The sequence below is a fragment of the Oceanibaculum nanhaiense genome (assembly GCF_002148795.1).
Taxonomy (GTDB): Bacteria; Pseudomonadota; Alphaproteobacteria; order Oceanibaculales; family Oceanibaculaceae; genus Oceanibaculum; species Oceanibaculum nanhaiense.
In genome coordinates this window covers 39,697-54,084 of record NZ_MPOB01000011.1, presented here as the reverse complement: position 1 = coordinate 54,084, position 14,388 = coordinate 39,697, and the positions used below count along the sequence as shown (strand labels likewise).

Genomic DNA, 14,388 nt, shown 5'->3' with positions numbered 1-14,388 from the left:
CGAGACGACCAAGCCACGGATCACATAAAGCCGCACGCCAAGGGGGAAGATATGACCACCCAGTTCGACAAATCCAAGCTGCCCAGCCGCCATGTGTCGGTTGGCCCCAGCTCCGCCCCGCATCGCAGCTACTATTACGCGATGGGCATGACCGAGGAGGAGATTGCCCAGCCCTTCATCGGCGTGGCGACCACCTGGAACGAGGCCGCCCCCTGCAATATCGCGCTGGCCCGCCAGGCGCAGGCCACCAAGCGCGGCGTAAAGGCCGCTGGCGGCACACCGCGCGAATTCACCACCATCACCGTCACCGATGGCATCGCCATGGGCCATGCCGGCATGAAATCCTCGCTGGTCAGCCGCGAGGTGATTGCCGATTCGGTCGAACTGACGATGCGCGGCCATTGCTACGATGCGCTGGTCGGCCTGGCCGGCTGCGACAAGTCGCTGCCCGGCATGATGATGGCGATGCTGCGCCTGAACGTGCCATCGGTCTTCATGTATGGCGGTTCCATCCTGCCCGGCCGCTTCAAAGGCAAGGACGTGACCGTGCAGGACGTGTTCGAGGCTGTGGGCGCGCACGCCGCCGGCAGCATGTCGGACGAGGATCTGCACGAGCTGGAGTGCGTGGCCTGCCCGTCGGCCGGCTCCTGCGGTGGCATGTTCACGGCCAATACCATGGCTTGCGTGTCGGAGGCCATCGGCCTGGCGCTGCCCGGCTCGGCCGGTGCGCCGGCGCCCTACGAGACCCGCGATGCCTATGCCGAGGCGTCTGGCGTGGCGGTGATGGAGCTGATCAAGCGCAATCTGCGGCCGCGCGACATTGTCACCCGCAAGGCGCTGGAGAATGCGGCCACGGTGGTCGCGGCTGCCGGTGGCTCGACCAATGCGGCGCTGCATCTGCCGGCCATGGCGCATGAGGCGGGCATCGAATTCACCATCCATGACGTCGCCGAGATCTTCAAGCGCACGCCCTATATCGGCGATCTGAAGCCGGGCGGACGCTATGTCGCCAAGGATCTGTTCGAGATCGGCGGCGTGCAGGTGCTGCTGCGCGCACTTTACGATGGCGGCTACATCCATGGCGACTGCATCACCGTCACCGGCAAGACCATCGCGGAGAATCTGGAAGGCGTCACCCTGCCGACCGATCAGGATATCGTCCGTCCGACCAGCGATCCGATCACGCCCACCGGCGGTGTCGTCGGCCTGCGCGGCAATCTGGCCCCCCAGGGCGCCATCGTGAAGGTGGCCGGCATGCACAAGCTGCAGTTCAAGGGCGTGGCGCGCTGCTTCGATACCGAGGAACAGGCCTTCGAGGCGGTGAAGAAGAGCCAGTACAAGGAAGGCGAGGTGCTGGTCATCCGCTATGAGGGGCCGCGTGGCGGTCCCGGCATGCGCGAGATGCTGGCGACCACGGCGGCGATCTACGGCCAGGGCATGGGCGACAAGGTGGCGCTGATCACCGATGGTCGCTTCTCCGGCGCCACGCGCGGCTTCTGCATCGGCCATGTCGGGCCGGAGGCGGCGGTCGGCGGACCGATCGGCCTGCTGAAGGACGGCGATATCATCGTCATCGACGCCGAGAAGGGCACGCTGGACGTGGAACTGTCCGACGCCGAACTGGAAGCGCGCCGCAAGGAATGGAAGCCGCGCAGCCACGAGTATCAGTCCGGTGCGATCTGGAAATATGCCCAGACCGTCGGCGATGCCGAGAAGGGTGCCGTCACCCATCCGGGCGGTGCCGCCGAGGTGCATTGCTACGCCGACCAGTAACAGCGTTCGGCCTGAGACGGGACCGTCAGCGGGAAACGCTGGCGGTCCCGTCTCGTTTGGCCTATATTAGTATTTAGCGGCATCGAGAAGAGGTGCCCGAACGCGGCGGTAAAATACCATGGCGATCAACCCGGTAGCGACATACTCCTATAATCCCCAGACGGCTTCCTCGGGCAGCCGGCCTAATGTTGCGTCCGCACAGCCCGCAGGAGAAGCCGCGCCCGGCATGTATGTCGTACGCTCCACCACCGGCGCCAAGCCGCAGATGCTGGGCTTCATCATCGAGAATCGCGACCCGGATGCGATACGCGGCCAGCTGCGCGAGCAGCTCTCGCAATTCTTCAACGTGTTCTACAAGAAAGAGTCGGAGGCGAATGCCGCCATCGACAAGACGCTCTCCAGCCTGTCCGGCCTGATCGACAAGGCCGCCAGCGACAGCAGCGTCGACGGGTTCGACATCCGTCTGGCGCAGGTGTCCACACAGTACAGTGCGGGCGGCAGCTCGCTGGCCTCGATCCTGGGCATCGGCATCGAGGCCGGATTGTCGCGCGACGGCAAGGTCTCGGCCGAGGACAGCAGGGTCATGGATGTGGCCGGCGCGGCCGTGCCGCTGACCAAGAAGGAATTGTCCGCCGGCTTCGAGCAGGCACGCTATGTGCGCAACGACAGCACGCTGGGCGGTGCTTCCAACGGCGATGAGCGGCTGCAGAAGGCGATGGACCAGTTGCGCGAGACCCAGGACGCGCTGAACCGCTTCCGGAAGGGCGATACCGGTGCGCTGAAGCCGCTGCTGGAACGGCTGATGGGCAATAGCGGCTTTAACCTGTCAGCCTGAATCCCACTTTCCTGACGATTGCGCCCTTGCCCGGCCCGGCCGGGGCGGGCATCCTTCGCTGCACCCAATATCTGTAAGCAGTGGAGACAATTTCCCATGGCGCGTATCGCGATCGGCGGCTTCCAGCACGAGACCAACACCTTCGCCCCCTCCAAGGCGACATTCGAGGATTTCGCGCGCGGCGGCAGCTGGCCGGCGCTGGTCTCCGGTGGCGATCTGTTCGACGCGGTGAAGGGCATCAACCTGTCGATCGCAGGCTTCATCGAGGAAGCGCAGGAACGCGGCCATGAGCTGGTGCCGACCGCCTGGGGCGCCGCCAGCCCGTCCGCGCATGTGACCGAGGACGCCTATGAGCGCATCGCCGGCATGATCGTGGACGGCATCCGCGACAAGGGGCCGTTCGAGGCGGTCTATCTCTGCCTGCACGGCGCCATGGTGACCGAGCATCTGGAGGATGGCGAAGGCGAATTGCTGCGCCGGGTGCGGGAGCTCGTCGGGCCGAAGGTGCCGGTGATGGCCAGCCTCGACCTGCATTCCAACACCACGCCGGAGATGATCAAATACGCCGAAGCGCTGGTCGCCTACCGCACCTACCCGCATGTCGATATGGCCGATACCGGCCGACGCACGGCGATCCATCTGGACAATCTGCTGCGCGGCTCCGGCGCGGTGAACAAGGCGTTCCGGCAGATTCCCTTCCTGATCCCGCTGAATTTCCAATGCACGCTGATGGAGCCGACCAAGTCGATCTACGAGATGACGGAGGAGCTGGAGAAGGGCGATGTCGCGCGGGTTTCCTTCACGCCCGGCTTCCCGGCGGCCGACATCCATCATTGCGGCCCGTCGCTTATGGTCTATGCCACCGATCAGGTGAAGGCCGACAAGGCGGCAAAGGCGCTGGAGGAGGAAATCCTGCGCAATGAGGCGAAATTCGCCGGCAAGCTGTACGAGCCGGACGAGGGCGTGAAGTACGCGATGAAGATCGCGCGCTCCGCCAACAAGCCGGTGGTCATTGCCGACACCCAAGACAATCCGGGGGCGGGTGGTGATTCCAACACCACCGGCATGCTGCGCGCGCTGGTCGAGAATGACGCGCCGAACGCCGCCATCGGCATCATGGTCGATGAGGAGGTGGCGCGCATCGCCCACAGCGCCGGCGAGGGGGCGGAGATCACCGTGGCGCTGGGCGGCAAGTCGAACATTCCGGGCGACAAGCCGTTCCACGCGACCTTCAAGGTGGTGAAGCTGAACACCGGCGTGTTTACGGGGACCGGTCCGTTCTACAAAGGCGCCAGGATGAATCTGGGGCCGATGGCCTGCCTGAAGATTCGCGATGTAGAGATCGTCGTCGCCTGCAAGAAAGCGCAGATGGCGGATCAGGAAATGTACCGCCATGTCGGCATCGAGCCGACCCGCAAAGGCATACTGGTGAACAAGAGCTCGGTGCATTTCCGCGCCGATTTCCAGCCGATCGCCCAAGAGGTGCTGGTCTGCACCGCGCCCGGCCCGATGGTGGCCGATCCGGCGCTGCTGCCCTGGACCCGGCTGCGCAAGGGCATCAAGCTGCGCCCGCTGGGGCCGGTGTTCGAGGGGTAAGAGGGCCGGAGCCTACTTGTCGCCGACACGCTCCGGCTTGCCCTTTCGGCTGGTCGAGGCCAGCTCTTCCAGCTCGGCCTCGGTCATCGACTCGTACATCTCTTTCGATGCGCCCTGAAGGTCGCTCTTCCGGGCCTCGCCGCGTTTGGCCGCCAGTGCCGCGCCGGCGGCTTTCTGCTGGGCTTTCGATTTTGCGGGCATGATCCTGCCTCCTCTACTGCCTGTCTGTTCGGTGCAACCGATAAGGGCGGCTTCGGGTTCCCACCGATTGGTCAGTCTGCAAGCAGGAGGTTTCCGCCCAGGGCCGTGAGGCCGCCGAAGAAGATCAGGGCGAACAGCATCAGCAAGCCGTCCCGGGTGGTCAGCGACAGACCAAATAAAGCAATCACCGCTCCGGCGAGTGTCGATGCGAATGGTATGATTTCGAGAAACGGCATGCTGAGCGCCGCCAACAGGCAGATTGCGGCGGAAAATCGCGTCGCAAGGCCATGCGTCATCCAGGTGAGGCGCTGGCCGGTTGCCCGGTCGAGATAGTGGGCCGGTTTCTTCAGGAACCGGACCAGCCGGAGGACGCGGCTCGCATCAAGCGAAGCTGACTGCATGCCCGCGGGAAACCAGAGATGGCGGCGTCCGAGGATCATCTGCACACAAATCAGGGAAACCGTCACCCCCAGGAAAGTGGGCAGCAGCGGAATACCACTCAGGGGAGAAAATATAATCAGACCCGGAATCAGAAGCAGCGGTCCAGTGAAGCGATGACCGGCGATCTTCATGACGCTGTCCAGCGACATGTCCTCGCCTGACCTGGCCAACCGTTCCAGCCTCGCCAGCAGATCAACCACCGAGGTTGGCGTGCTGCTATCCTGATTACCTTCTGCGATCGTTCTGGAAACCATCCTTACCGAACGCGTGCGCAGGGAACATGTTCCTCGTCTTTCCCTCAGGGTTCTCGTCAGCGCGGCCCCAGTGGCGAGGGCAGCTCCGGGTCCTTCATACGATCCGGCCCATTATCCTGATACTGCTTCCGCCCGTCATCGAAATGCACCCAGCCTGGACTCGACATGGTCCAGATATGCCATTGCGGGTGCAGCGCTTCGGGATCGTCCAGACTGGCCAGCGTGACATCCATCTCCGCCGGGTCACTGCCGAGATAGCGGAAGGTCAGCGAGGTGCCGCAATGTGGGCAGAAGCTGCGCTCCGCCTGCGGGGTGGAGTGGTGCAGGGCGGGTGTGCCCTTGGTCCAACGGAAATTCTTCAGGAAGAAACTGCCCCAGGGCACGGCGGGCGCACCGACAGAGCGCTGGCACAGCCGGCAATGGCACCATCCGGAGACCCGGACCGGGCCGGTTGCCTCATAGCGGACGGCGCCGCACAGGCATCCGCCTTCATAGCGCGTTTCGCTCATATCCCTCTCCTGACATCGAACATAACAGGAACATATCGCAGCCAAAAAAGCGGCGCAACCATCCGGTCCGCCGCTTCCGGTAGAGACTGTGAGGTCTTGAGGCTAGACCGAGATATCGACCGAGGAACTGCCGGAAGAAGAAGAAGCGGCCTGCTGCGCGATCTGCTTGGTGGCTTCCAGCGCCTGGGTGACTGCCTGGGCCGCAACCTGAGCCTGCTGCTTTTCGCTGCGCATGCCGATCACGGCAAGGCCGGTGGTGTCAACGGGACCAATCGCCATTTTGGCTTCCTTTCGGTAATCCTGTGGGGCAGCCTTCTAGCCACCTATATTTCAGACTACCCGCAAAAGCCTCAGGAGTCCAGAACACACCAGACCGGGGTGTGGTCGGACGCCTTCTCGCGGCCGCGCACATGCTTGTCGATGCCTGCATCACGGAGCCGGTCGGCGGCCTGCGGGGAGAGCAGCAGATGGTCGATGCGGATTCCTTCGTCGCGCGGCCAGCGCCCGGCCTGATAGTCCCAGAAGCTGTAGGCGACGCGCTGCGGATTGATCGCCCGGAAAGCGTCGGTATATCCCAGATTGACGATTTCCCGGAAATGCCGGCGGGTTTCAGGCAGGAACAGCGCATCCCCGGCCCAGGCCACCGGGTCGTAGCAATCGCGCGGTTCCGGGATCACATTATAGTCGCCGGCCAGCACGACCGGCTGTTCGCTGGCCAGCAGCAATGCGGCATGCGCCTTCAGGCGCTTCATCCAGCCGAGCTTGTAGGGATATTTCTCGCTATCGACAGGATTGCCGTTCGGCAGGTAGATCGAGGCGACACGGACGCCACCAACGGTGGCCTCGACATAGCGCGCCTGCTCGTCCGACACATCGCCGGGCAGCCCTTCGATCACATCGCTGGCCGGCTGTTTCGACAGCAGCGCAACGCCGTTATAGCTCTTCTGGCCGACGGCATGCACCTGATAGCCCATCGACTGGAACTCCATCGCCGGGAAGTCCACGGCCTGGCATTTGATCTCCTGCAGCAGTGCCACGTCCGGATCGGCTTCCTTCAGCCATTCCAGCACATTGGGCAGGCGAGCCTTGATCGAATTCACGTTCCAGGTGGCGATTTTCACGGGGGCTTTGCTCCAAAACGAAAGGCGATTGTATACTTTACAAACCCATCGGATTTGATAAGATAAGGCTCATAAGGAGATTGAGCCATGTCCGTGCTTTCCCAGCCCTACTTTCATGACGAAGCCGCCGCGTTTGCGAAGCTAGAGGAAATCCTCTGGGCTGATGGCATTGTATGCCCGCATTGCGGCACGGTTGGGAAGGCATACGAGATCAAGGGCAAGACCACCCGGATTGGCCTCAAGAAGTGCGGTGCGTGCCGTAAGCAGTTTACCGTGAAGGTCGGCACCGTGTTCGAGTCCAGCCACGTCCCGCTGCACAAGTGGTTCCAGGCTGTCTTTCTGATGGCCTCCAGCAAGAAGGGCATTAGCGCTCATCAGCTTCATCGTACGCTGGAAGTCACCTACAAGACGGCTTGGTTCATGGCGCACCGTATCCGCGAGGCCATGCGCACGATGGGTATGGAGCCGATGGGCGGCGAAGGTGGCGTGGTTGAGGTTGATGAAACTTTCATCGGTCGCGAGCCGGGCAAGCCCAAGAAGCGCGCCTATCACCACAAGATGAAGGTTCTCACGCTGGTTGATCGCGAGTCCGGTCGGGCACGTAGCATGGTGGTGGATGATCTCAAGCCCGCCACCATCGCGCCGATCCTGCGTGAGAACATGGCGCGCGAGGCTCGCCTAGCTACCGATGAAGCCGGTCACTATCTGCGCATCGGCAAGGAGTTCGCCGCTCATGGCGTCGTCCGTCATGGCCGCGAAGAATATGTAGTTGGTGAAGTCCATACGAACACGATTGAGGGCTATTTCAGCATCTTCAAGCGCGGCATGAAGGGCGTGTATCAGCACTGTGCCAAAAAGCACCTGCATCGCTATCTGGCGGAGTTCGACTTCCGGTACAATTATCGGGAGGCCAACGGTGTCGGGGATCAATCGCGCGTGCTTAAAGTTCTTGAAGGTGTGGTAGGAAAGCGGCTCAAATACCAAACACCTTGTATCTAAGCGAGGCGGCTGATGGCGGCACAGTCAGCGCGAAAGTTGGAGCCTTGGCAAAGGCGGCTATTTGTCCCCAACTACCAAGTTGGAGAGGCTGCAAAGTACGCCAAGATTTCCGCGAAAACCGTTGCGGATTGGCACAAGGTTGGGGCGCGCCAAACGCTGTCCGTCCGCGAAAAGCGAGCCGCCCTAAGCTACATGCAATTAATCGAGGTAGCTGTAGTCGCAGCCTTTCGAAGAGCCGGCATACGATTGAATTCGATTCGAAACGCCCGCGACTACATTAGCAAGGAACTAAAATCGGAGTTTCCCTTTGCAGAGCATCGATTTAAGGCGGATGGGCATCGCCTGGTTATGGATTATCAGCAGATAATCGGGGAACGTGGTAACGGAAAGGTGCTGCGCCCTGATCAATCTGGGCAGCTGGCGTGGGAACATATTCTAGGCCGCTTAGAAGAATTTGAATACGAACGTCGCGGCATAGTGGTTAAGTGGCACATCGATGGCCCATCGTCACCAATAGTCATAGACCCGAGAGTAGCATTTGGCGCGCCTAGTGTAGGAGGCACCCCTACGTGGGTGATAAAGGGACGGTGGTCTGCGGGGGAGACCGTTGAAGAAATCGCTGATGATTTCGGCATAGACAACTCTCAAGTTGCTTATGCGCTGAAGTTTGAAGGCATAGAAAACGGCATGTGGAAGTGGCTAAACTAACGTTCTATTTTGATCGTTGTTTTGGGAAGCGGCTTCCAGAATTTCTGGAGCGCGCTAATCCGCCATTTTCTGTGGAGCATCAGCACAATAAGAGGAACCGATTCCCACAAGATATGACCGATGATGCGTGGTTGAAAATCTGTGGAGAGCGCGGTTGGGTGGCCTTCACCCATGACAGTAAGTTTCAGCATCTAGAAGTCGAGGCGCTAGCAATCAAGCAGCATAAAGTTGCGGGGTTTGCTATCTGGGGAGCGCAAATGCCAACGTGGGACAAGGTTTGCCTGTTCGTTCGTGGCTACCCGAAAATGATGGAAATCATAAAAAGCGAGAAGCCTCCTTATCTATACCGGCTTCGGTCAAATGCCCGATTAGAGAAAGTTAATCTGCGATGAATGCGACGCCCAAGAACTCCATCGCCGATCAATATGAGAGATTCAAAAAGGCCGCTCGCGAAAGCGGGTGCGACGAATCAGCGGAAGCCTTTGAGGCGAAACTGAAACGGATCGCCAAGGCGCAGCCGCCGAAGGACGATAAACCCAAGAAGCCCGGCCAGTGAGCCGGGCTTCTTCATTTAGGAGAAATAGAATGCGAAAAATGGTAGTTCATTTTGTAGCAAAAGCACTCCGTATATCTATTCGTATCGATGGTCTTCCGTACGGTCACTATAAGGCACGGCCAAAGGGCGTATCTGGATTCATTGGTGCCATTTCTCCATAATAAAATTAGAAACATTGTCTGGTAAGTTTTGCCACGCTGCGTTGTTATTAGTGGCATCAACCACATATACAGTATCGTTTTCATCACATGCGGCCCAAACTATATCACAAGCCTCAGATGCCGATTTCTTTGACTTCACATACCAAAACGATTCATGAATTTTTGCCCATTTGCCAAGAGATTTTATGGCGTCAGTGACATCATCGTAATTTTGTCCAGGTGAATGAAGGTCGTACGATATGTGCAGATTGTTTGCCATCCCACCCTCCCATTTGGCAATAACGGGAAAATTTGACTCGAATACAACCGAGAGTCAATTCAAGCGTAAGGCGCAACATGCCATCAGATCACTACTCTGACTGCGCGCTGCACAGCGGGCCGGCGCGCTACCCTCGTGCCTGCGACTGCGGCAGGATCACAGGCGACACACTATTCGGTCTATCGTCCGGTCATTGGGGTTATACCCATGCCGTGCGCCTTGAAAACGCGCTGTCGTTATTTGCAGTTCGCTTGATTTGGCTACGTGAAAGTCACGCCAGCCTACGCCACTGCCTCCAGACAGTTGCCATGCGCTTAGGGTTAAGTCGCCGCTGTCATCGTAGCCTAGCAAATGCGGCTCTACGGTGCGAACGCGCCCCTCATAGCGAAAGGAAATGACATGCTGATCTTTAATGGCTTGGCATATCGCGTTGGTGCTCATTGTCCCCTCCCATGCTGCCTGCATCAGAGTATGCTAAACGGCATGGGTGTGGGAAATATATAATCGCCAAACGAAAGGGCCCGCGAAGGCGGGCCCAGAAGTGTAGCGGGGGAGTCTAACGGGCGCGACCCCGGTTTTCTAGATCGCGAAAGAGGTACCGCAGCCGCAGGAAGAGGCCGCATTCGGGTTCTTCACCTGGAAGGAGGCGCCGATCAGCTCCTCCACATAATCGACCTCGGAACCGGACAGCAGTTCCAGCGACATCTCATCGACCACCAGCTTCACGCCGTCGCGCTCGAAGACGGCATCGTCGCTGCGCACCTCATCATCGAAGGAGAAATTATACTGAAAGCCGGAGCAGCCGCCGCCAGTGACCGACAGCCGCAGCATCAAATCCGCGCCACCCGGTTCCTGCGCGCGCAGCTTGGCAACCTGCCGCGCCGCGCTGGCACTCAGACCGACGCTGTGGGGACGTTCGAGGACAGTGGTTTCCGACATGATCCGATCCTTCCGCATGGGCGGGCCGCAACGGCGATAAATAACCTGCTCTAAATCTAGGGAATTTCGCGCGATTTTCAATTGCGGAGAATTCACAGCCCGTTGCGTCCGCCGCACCGCGCCTGTAGGTTCGCCAGCATGTCGAGCCTCGCCAGTCTTGCGCCTTATGCCTGCGATCCGGACAGTTCCCGGGGACGGCTCCATCCGGAGCCCGAACACCCCGAGCGGAGCTGCTTTCAGCGCGACCGCGACCGCATTCTCCATTCCGCCGCTTTTCGCCGGCTGAAGCACAAGACCCAGGTCTTCGTCTATCATGAGGGCGATCATTACCGCACGCGCCTGACACACAGTCTGGAAGTGGCGCAGATCGCCCGCTCCATCGGCCGGGCGCTGGGGCTGAACGAGGATCTGGCCGAGGCGCTGGCACTGGCGCATGATTTCGGCCACACCTGCTTCGGCCATGCCGGGGAGGAGGCGCTGGACGAGGCGATGCAGCCCTATGGCGGCTTCGACCATAATGTCCAGACCCTGCGCGTGCTGACCGAACTGGAACATCGCTACGCCGATTTCGACGGGCTGAACCTGACCTGGGAGACGCTGGAAGGCACGGTAAAGCACAATGGCCCGGTGACCGGGCCGCTGGCGACCCGCAAACCGCAGCCGGGTATCCTGAATTTCAGCGCCAAATTCGATCTGGAGCTGGACAGCTTTGCCTCGCTGGAAGCGCAGATCGCCTCGCTGTCCGACGATATCGCCTATCAGAACCACGATCTCGACGATGGCTTGCGCGCCGGACTGTTCGATATCGAGGATATTATCGAAATGCCGCTGGTCGGCCCGATCCTTCAGGGGCTGCGCAAAAGCCACCCGAACCTTGACCGGTCCCGTCTGATCCACGAGTTGGTGCGCCGGGTGATCAACGCCATGGTGACCGACCTGTTGACCGAGACGCGCGAGCGGCTGGCCCGCCAGCAGCCGAAATCGGCGCAGCATATCCGCGGGGCCGGCGCGCCGACCGCTGCCTTCTCCGAACGGATGATGACACATCACAAGGCCTTGCGCGCCTTCCTGTTTGAGCGCATGTACCGCCACTATCTGGTCAACCGCATGACCTCCAAGGCGCGCCGCGTCGTGCATGACCTGTTCGATCTGCTGTTCCGGGAACCGCAATGCCTGCCGACGGAATGGCGGGTCCAAACGGACGCCCCCCAGACTCCCCGCACGGCGCGCGTCGTGGCGGATTACATCGCCGGAATGACCGACCGTTTCGCGTTACGCGAATATGACCGGCTGTTCGATATAAAAGACAGAACATAATGAATATTTTCAACAACCTGAAATCCCGTATTTACGTAGCGCTGGAAGCGATGATGGCGGCGGGCGAGCTGCCGTCCGGCCTGGCGCTGGACCGCGTGACGGTGGAACCCCCGCGCGATTCCGCACATGGCGATGCCGCAACCAACGCCGCCATGGTGCTGTCCAAACCGGCCGGAATGAAGCCGCGAGATCTGGCGGAAAAGCTGCGCGTCCGCCTCGATGCCCTGGATTTCGTCACTGAAACCTCGGTCGATGGTCCGGGTTTCCTGAACATGCGGCTGGACGACACGATCTGGCGCGCGCAGGTCGCGGGCATCCTGCGTCATGGCACCAATTTCGGCGATTCGACGCTGGGCCAGGGCAAGCAGGTCAATGTCGAGTATGTCTCGGCCAACCCGACCGGGCCACTGACCGCCGGCCATGCGCGCGGCGCGGTGGTTGGCGATGCGCTAGCCAATCTGTTGCAGAAGGCAGGCTACGCCGTCTGCAAGGAATATTACATCAACGATGCCGGCAATCAGGTTGCCACGCTCGCGCGCTCGACCTACCTGCGCTATCTCGAGGCGCTGGGCGAGGGACCGGCCGATATCCCGGAAGGCTTCTATCCGGGCGAGTATCTGAAGGATGTCGGCAAGGCGCTGGCCGACCGTGATGGCGGCAAATGGAAGGGCAGGGACGAGGCGGAATGGCTGGAGCCGATCCGCAATTTCGCCATCGACTCCCTGATGGAGGAAATCCGCACCGACCTGAAGGCGCTGGGTGTCGAACAGACAGTGTTCTCGTCGGAACGCAAGCTGGTCGAGGCCGGCAAGGTGGAGGCGGTTCTGGCGACCCTGACCGAGGCCGGACACGTCTATACCGGCGTGCTGGAGCCGCCCAAGGGCAAGACGCCCGAGGATTGGGAGCCGCGGCCGCAGACGCTGTTCCGCGCCACGGCTTTCGGCGACGATGTGGACCGTCCGCTGAAGAAATCGGACGGCAGCTGGACCTATTTCGCCAACGATATCGCCTATCACCTGGACAAGTTCGAGCGCGGCTTCGCCACCATGATCGATATCTGGGGCGCCGATCATGGCGGCTACATCAAGCGCATGCAGGCGGCGGTAAAGGCGGTCACCGGCGGCAAGGGCGCTCTCGACGTGAAGACCTGCCAGCTGGTCCATATGTTCGACAATGGCAAGCCGGTGCGCATGTCGAAGCGGGCCGGCACCTTCGTCACGCTGCGCGACGTCATCGAGGCGGTCGGCAAGGATGTCGTTCGCTTCATCATGCTGACACGGCGCAACGACCAGACGCTGGAATTCGACTTCGCCAAAGTGACGGAACAGTCGCGCGACAACCCGGTTTTCTATGTGCAATACGCCCATGCCCGCGCCCATTCGGTGCTGCGCCATGCGGCCGAGGCGCTGTCCGGGCAGGCTCTCGACGACGCATCGCTGGCCATAGCCGATCTCACGCGGCTCGACGATCCGGCGGAGCTGGCGCTGATGAAGCGGCTGGCGGGCTGGCCGCGCCTGGTGGAGAGCGCCGCCGAGGCGCATGAGCCGCATCGCGTCGCGTTTTATCTGCAAGAGCTTGCGGCGGAGTTCCACGCGTTGTGGAATAAGGGCCGGGACGAGGCGTCACTGCGGTTCATCATCGCCGAGGACGAGGCTGTCACACTGGCGCGCATGGCGCTGGTACGGGCGGTTGCAGTGACCATTGCCTCGGGTCTGCAAGTCATGGGCGTCGTACCGGCGGAGGAAATGTAATGAGTTACGAGCGCGATCAGGATCCGATGGACCGTCCGCCGCTGCCGCCGGAGCCGGATGAATTCCGCCGCCGCCGCGGGCGCGATGGTGGGGGAGGCGGCGGCAAGCCGCGCAGCCGGGCCCTGCCGATCTTCATCGCGCTGTTCGCGCTCGGCGCCTTCGGCGGTATCGTCTGGTACGCCTATACGCAAGGGGTGCAGAGCGGCGTTTCCACCGTGGCGCCGGTGATCAAAGCGGAGGACGGGCCCACCAAGGCGAAGCCGGAACAGCCGGGCGGGTTGCAGGTGCCGCATCAGGACAAGCAGGTCTTCCAGCGGCTGCTGCCGGAAGGCCAGACCCCGCAGACCGTGGAGCGGCTGCTGCCGCCGCCGCCCGAGCCGCTGCAGCCGCCGCCGGCACCCGAACCCGCGGCCCCTTCCGCCGAACCGGTACAGCCACTCCCGTCGCAGACCGTGGCCGAACGGCCCGTCGTAACGCCCCAACCTGCCCCTCAGACCGTTCCGCAGGGCACACCGCCGGTGCCATCTGCCGCGCCCGCGCCGCAACCGCCCCAGGACGCGCCAGCCCAGACACCGCCAGCCGCCAGGGCGCCGGCTCCCCAGCCCGCACCGCAGCCGGTGGCTGAACCCAAGCCGGAACCCAAGGCTGAGCCGAAACCGACTCCGGCACCGGCCCAGACGCAGGCCAGCATCGCGGCGGTCAGCGGTGGCGGCTTCAAGGTGCAGCTTGCCGCCGTGCGCAGCGATGAAGCGGCGAAGCAGGAATGGAACCGGCTGAAGAACCGCTACAAGGAAGAGCTGGGGGCGCTGTCGCTGACCGTTCAGCGCGTCGATCTCGGCGCCGGCAAGGGCGTCTATCACCGCATCCAGGCAGGCCCGCTGGACGAAGCGGCGGCCGAGCGTGCCTGCACCGCGCTGAAGGCGAAGAACCAGGCTTGCCTGGTCGTTCGCCCCTGATCGGCCCGGTGA

17 protein-coding genes are annotated in these 14,388 nt (G+C 61.7%); 10 read left to right on the top strand and 7 right to left on the bottom strand.

All coding sequences use genetic code 11. The annotated features are described in order from the left end of the window. Positions 1-51: 51 nt before the first annotated feature. The 3 genes from ilvD to BKM74_RS16110 all read left to right on the top strand — a co-directional run bounded on the left by ilvD (position 52) and on the right by BKM74_RS16110 (position 4,204). Complete coding sequence (ilvD, locus tag BKM74_RS16120) at positions 52-1,773, top strand: dihydroxy-acid dehydratase (RefSeq protein ID WP_086466731.1); 1,722 nt, start codon at positions 52-54, stop codon at positions 1,771-1,773. Between the two features lie 226 nt (positions 1,774-1,999). After that, complete coding sequence (locus BKM74_RS16115) at positions 2,000-2,608, top strand: hypothetical protein (protein WP_086466730.1); 609 nt, start codon at positions 2,000-2,002, stop codon at positions 2,606-2,608. Between the two features lie 96 nt (positions 2,609-2,704). Beyond that, positions 2,705-4,204 (top strand): M81 family metallopeptidase, encoded by a 1,500-nt coding sequence (locus tag BKM74_RS16110; protein WP_086466729.1) that lies wholly within the window; start codon positions 2,705-2,707, stop codon positions 4,202-4,204. A 12-nt stretch (positions 4,205-4,216) separates the two neighbouring features. Here BKM74_RS16110 and BKM74_RS16105 read toward each other — a convergent pair whose 3' ends face one another. The 5 genes from BKM74_RS16105 to xth form a co-directional block, all read right to left on the bottom strand. Next, positions 4,217-4,405 (bottom strand): DUF3008 family protein, encoded by a 189-nt coding sequence (locus tag BKM74_RS16105; protein WP_086466728.1) that lies wholly within the window; start codon positions 4,403-4,405, stop codon positions 4,217-4,219. 71 nt (positions 4,406-4,476) lie between these two features. Further along, positions 4,477-4,995, bottom strand: a complete 519-nt coding sequence (locus BKM74_RS16100; protein ID WP_245825968.1) for an exopolysaccharide biosynthesis protein — start codon at positions 4,993-4,995, stop codon at positions 4,477-4,479. Between the two features lie 161 nt (positions 4,996-5,156). Further along, entirely contained in the window at positions 5,157-5,609 is a 453-nt protein-coding gene (locus BKM74_RS16095) for a GFA family protein (protein ID WP_086466726.1), read from the bottom strand. A 102-nt stretch (positions 5,610-5,711) separates the two neighbouring features. Next, entirely contained in the window at positions 5,712-5,888 is a 177-nt protein-coding gene (locus BKM74_RS18800) for a hypothetical protein (RefSeq protein ID WP_176342573.1), read from the bottom strand. A 71-nt stretch (positions 5,889-5,959) separates the two neighbouring features. Beyond that, complete coding sequence (gene xth, locus BKM74_RS16090; protein WP_086466725.1) at positions 5,960-6,730, bottom strand: exodeoxyribonuclease III; 771 nt, start codon at positions 6,728-6,730, stop codon at positions 5,960-5,962. A gap of 87 nt (positions 6,731-6,817) precedes the next feature. Here xth and BKM74_RS16085 point away from each other — a divergent pair, with 87 nt between their 5' ends. The 4 genes from BKM74_RS16085 to BKM74_RS18795 are packed head-to-tail and all read left to right on the top strand — an operon-like array spanning position 6,818 to position 8,993. After that, positions 6,818-7,729: an IS1595 family transposase gene (locus BKM74_RS16085; RefSeq protein ID WP_086466724.1), complete on the top strand. Its 912-nt coding sequence runs from the start codon at positions 6,818-6,820 to the stop codon at positions 7,727-7,729. Positions 7,730-7,741: 12 nt separating this feature from the next. Further along, entirely contained in the window at positions 7,742-8,437 is a 696-nt protein-coding gene (locus tag BKM74_RS16080; RefSeq protein ID WP_086466723.1) for a DUF433 domain-containing protein, read from the top strand. Next, the gene (locus BKM74_RS18605; protein WP_176342572.1) at positions 8,425-8,829 is read left to right on the top strand and encodes a PIN-like domain-containing protein; all 405 of its coding nucleotides are present in this window, start codon (positions 8,425-8,427) and stop codon (positions 8,827-8,829) included. Before BKM74_RS16080 ends, BKM74_RS18605 begins: the two co-directional genes overlap by 13 nt. Then, a complete protein-coding gene (locus tag BKM74_RS18795) occupies positions 8,826-8,993 on the top strand; it encodes a hypothetical protein (protein WP_176342571.1) in 168 nt (55 codons plus the stop codon). The genes BKM74_RS18605 and BKM74_RS18795 overlap by 4 nt, the downstream gene beginning before the upstream one ends. Positions 8,994-9,131: 138 nt before the next feature. On the opposite strand, the gene BKM74_RS16075 is transcribed toward BKM74_RS18795, so the two are convergent. Together BKM74_RS16075 and erpA are read right to left on the bottom strand one after the other, a co-directional pair. Then, complete coding sequence (locus BKM74_RS16075) at positions 9,132-9,413, bottom strand: hypothetical protein (RefSeq protein WP_086466722.1); 282 nt, start codon at positions 9,411-9,413, stop codon at positions 9,132-9,134. A 579-nt stretch (positions 9,414-9,992) separates the two neighbouring features. Continuing rightward, positions 9,993-10,352: an iron-sulfur cluster insertion protein ErpA gene (erpA, locus tag BKM74_RS16070; protein ID WP_176342570.1), complete on the bottom strand. Its 360-nt coding sequence runs from the start codon at positions 10,350-10,352 to the stop codon at positions 9,993-9,995. Between the two features lie 138 nt (positions 10,353-10,490). Between erpA and BKM74_RS16065 the strand changes: the two genes are divergently transcribed. Genes BKM74_RS16065 through BKM74_RS16055 form a run of 3 tightly spaced genes read left to right on the top strand, consistent with a single transcriptional unit; the run spans position 10,491 to position 14,376 of the window. Continuing rightward, a complete protein-coding gene (locus BKM74_RS16065) occupies positions 10,491-11,669 on the top strand; it encodes a deoxyguanosinetriphosphate triphosphohydrolase (protein ID WP_086466770.1) in 1,179 nt (392 codons plus the stop codon). Further along, complete coding sequence (argS, locus tag BKM74_RS16060; protein WP_086466721.1) at positions 11,669-13,420, top strand: arginine--tRNA ligase; 1,752 nt, start codon at positions 11,669-11,671, stop codon at positions 13,418-13,420. Before BKM74_RS16065 ends, argS begins: the two co-directional genes overlap by 1 nt. Then, entirely contained in the window at positions 13,420-14,376 is a 957-nt protein-coding gene (locus BKM74_RS16055) for an SPOR domain-containing protein (RefSeq protein ID WP_086466720.1), read from the top strand. Before argS ends, BKM74_RS16055 begins: the two co-directional genes overlap by 1 nt. Positions 14,377-14,388 lie beyond the last annotated feature (12 nt).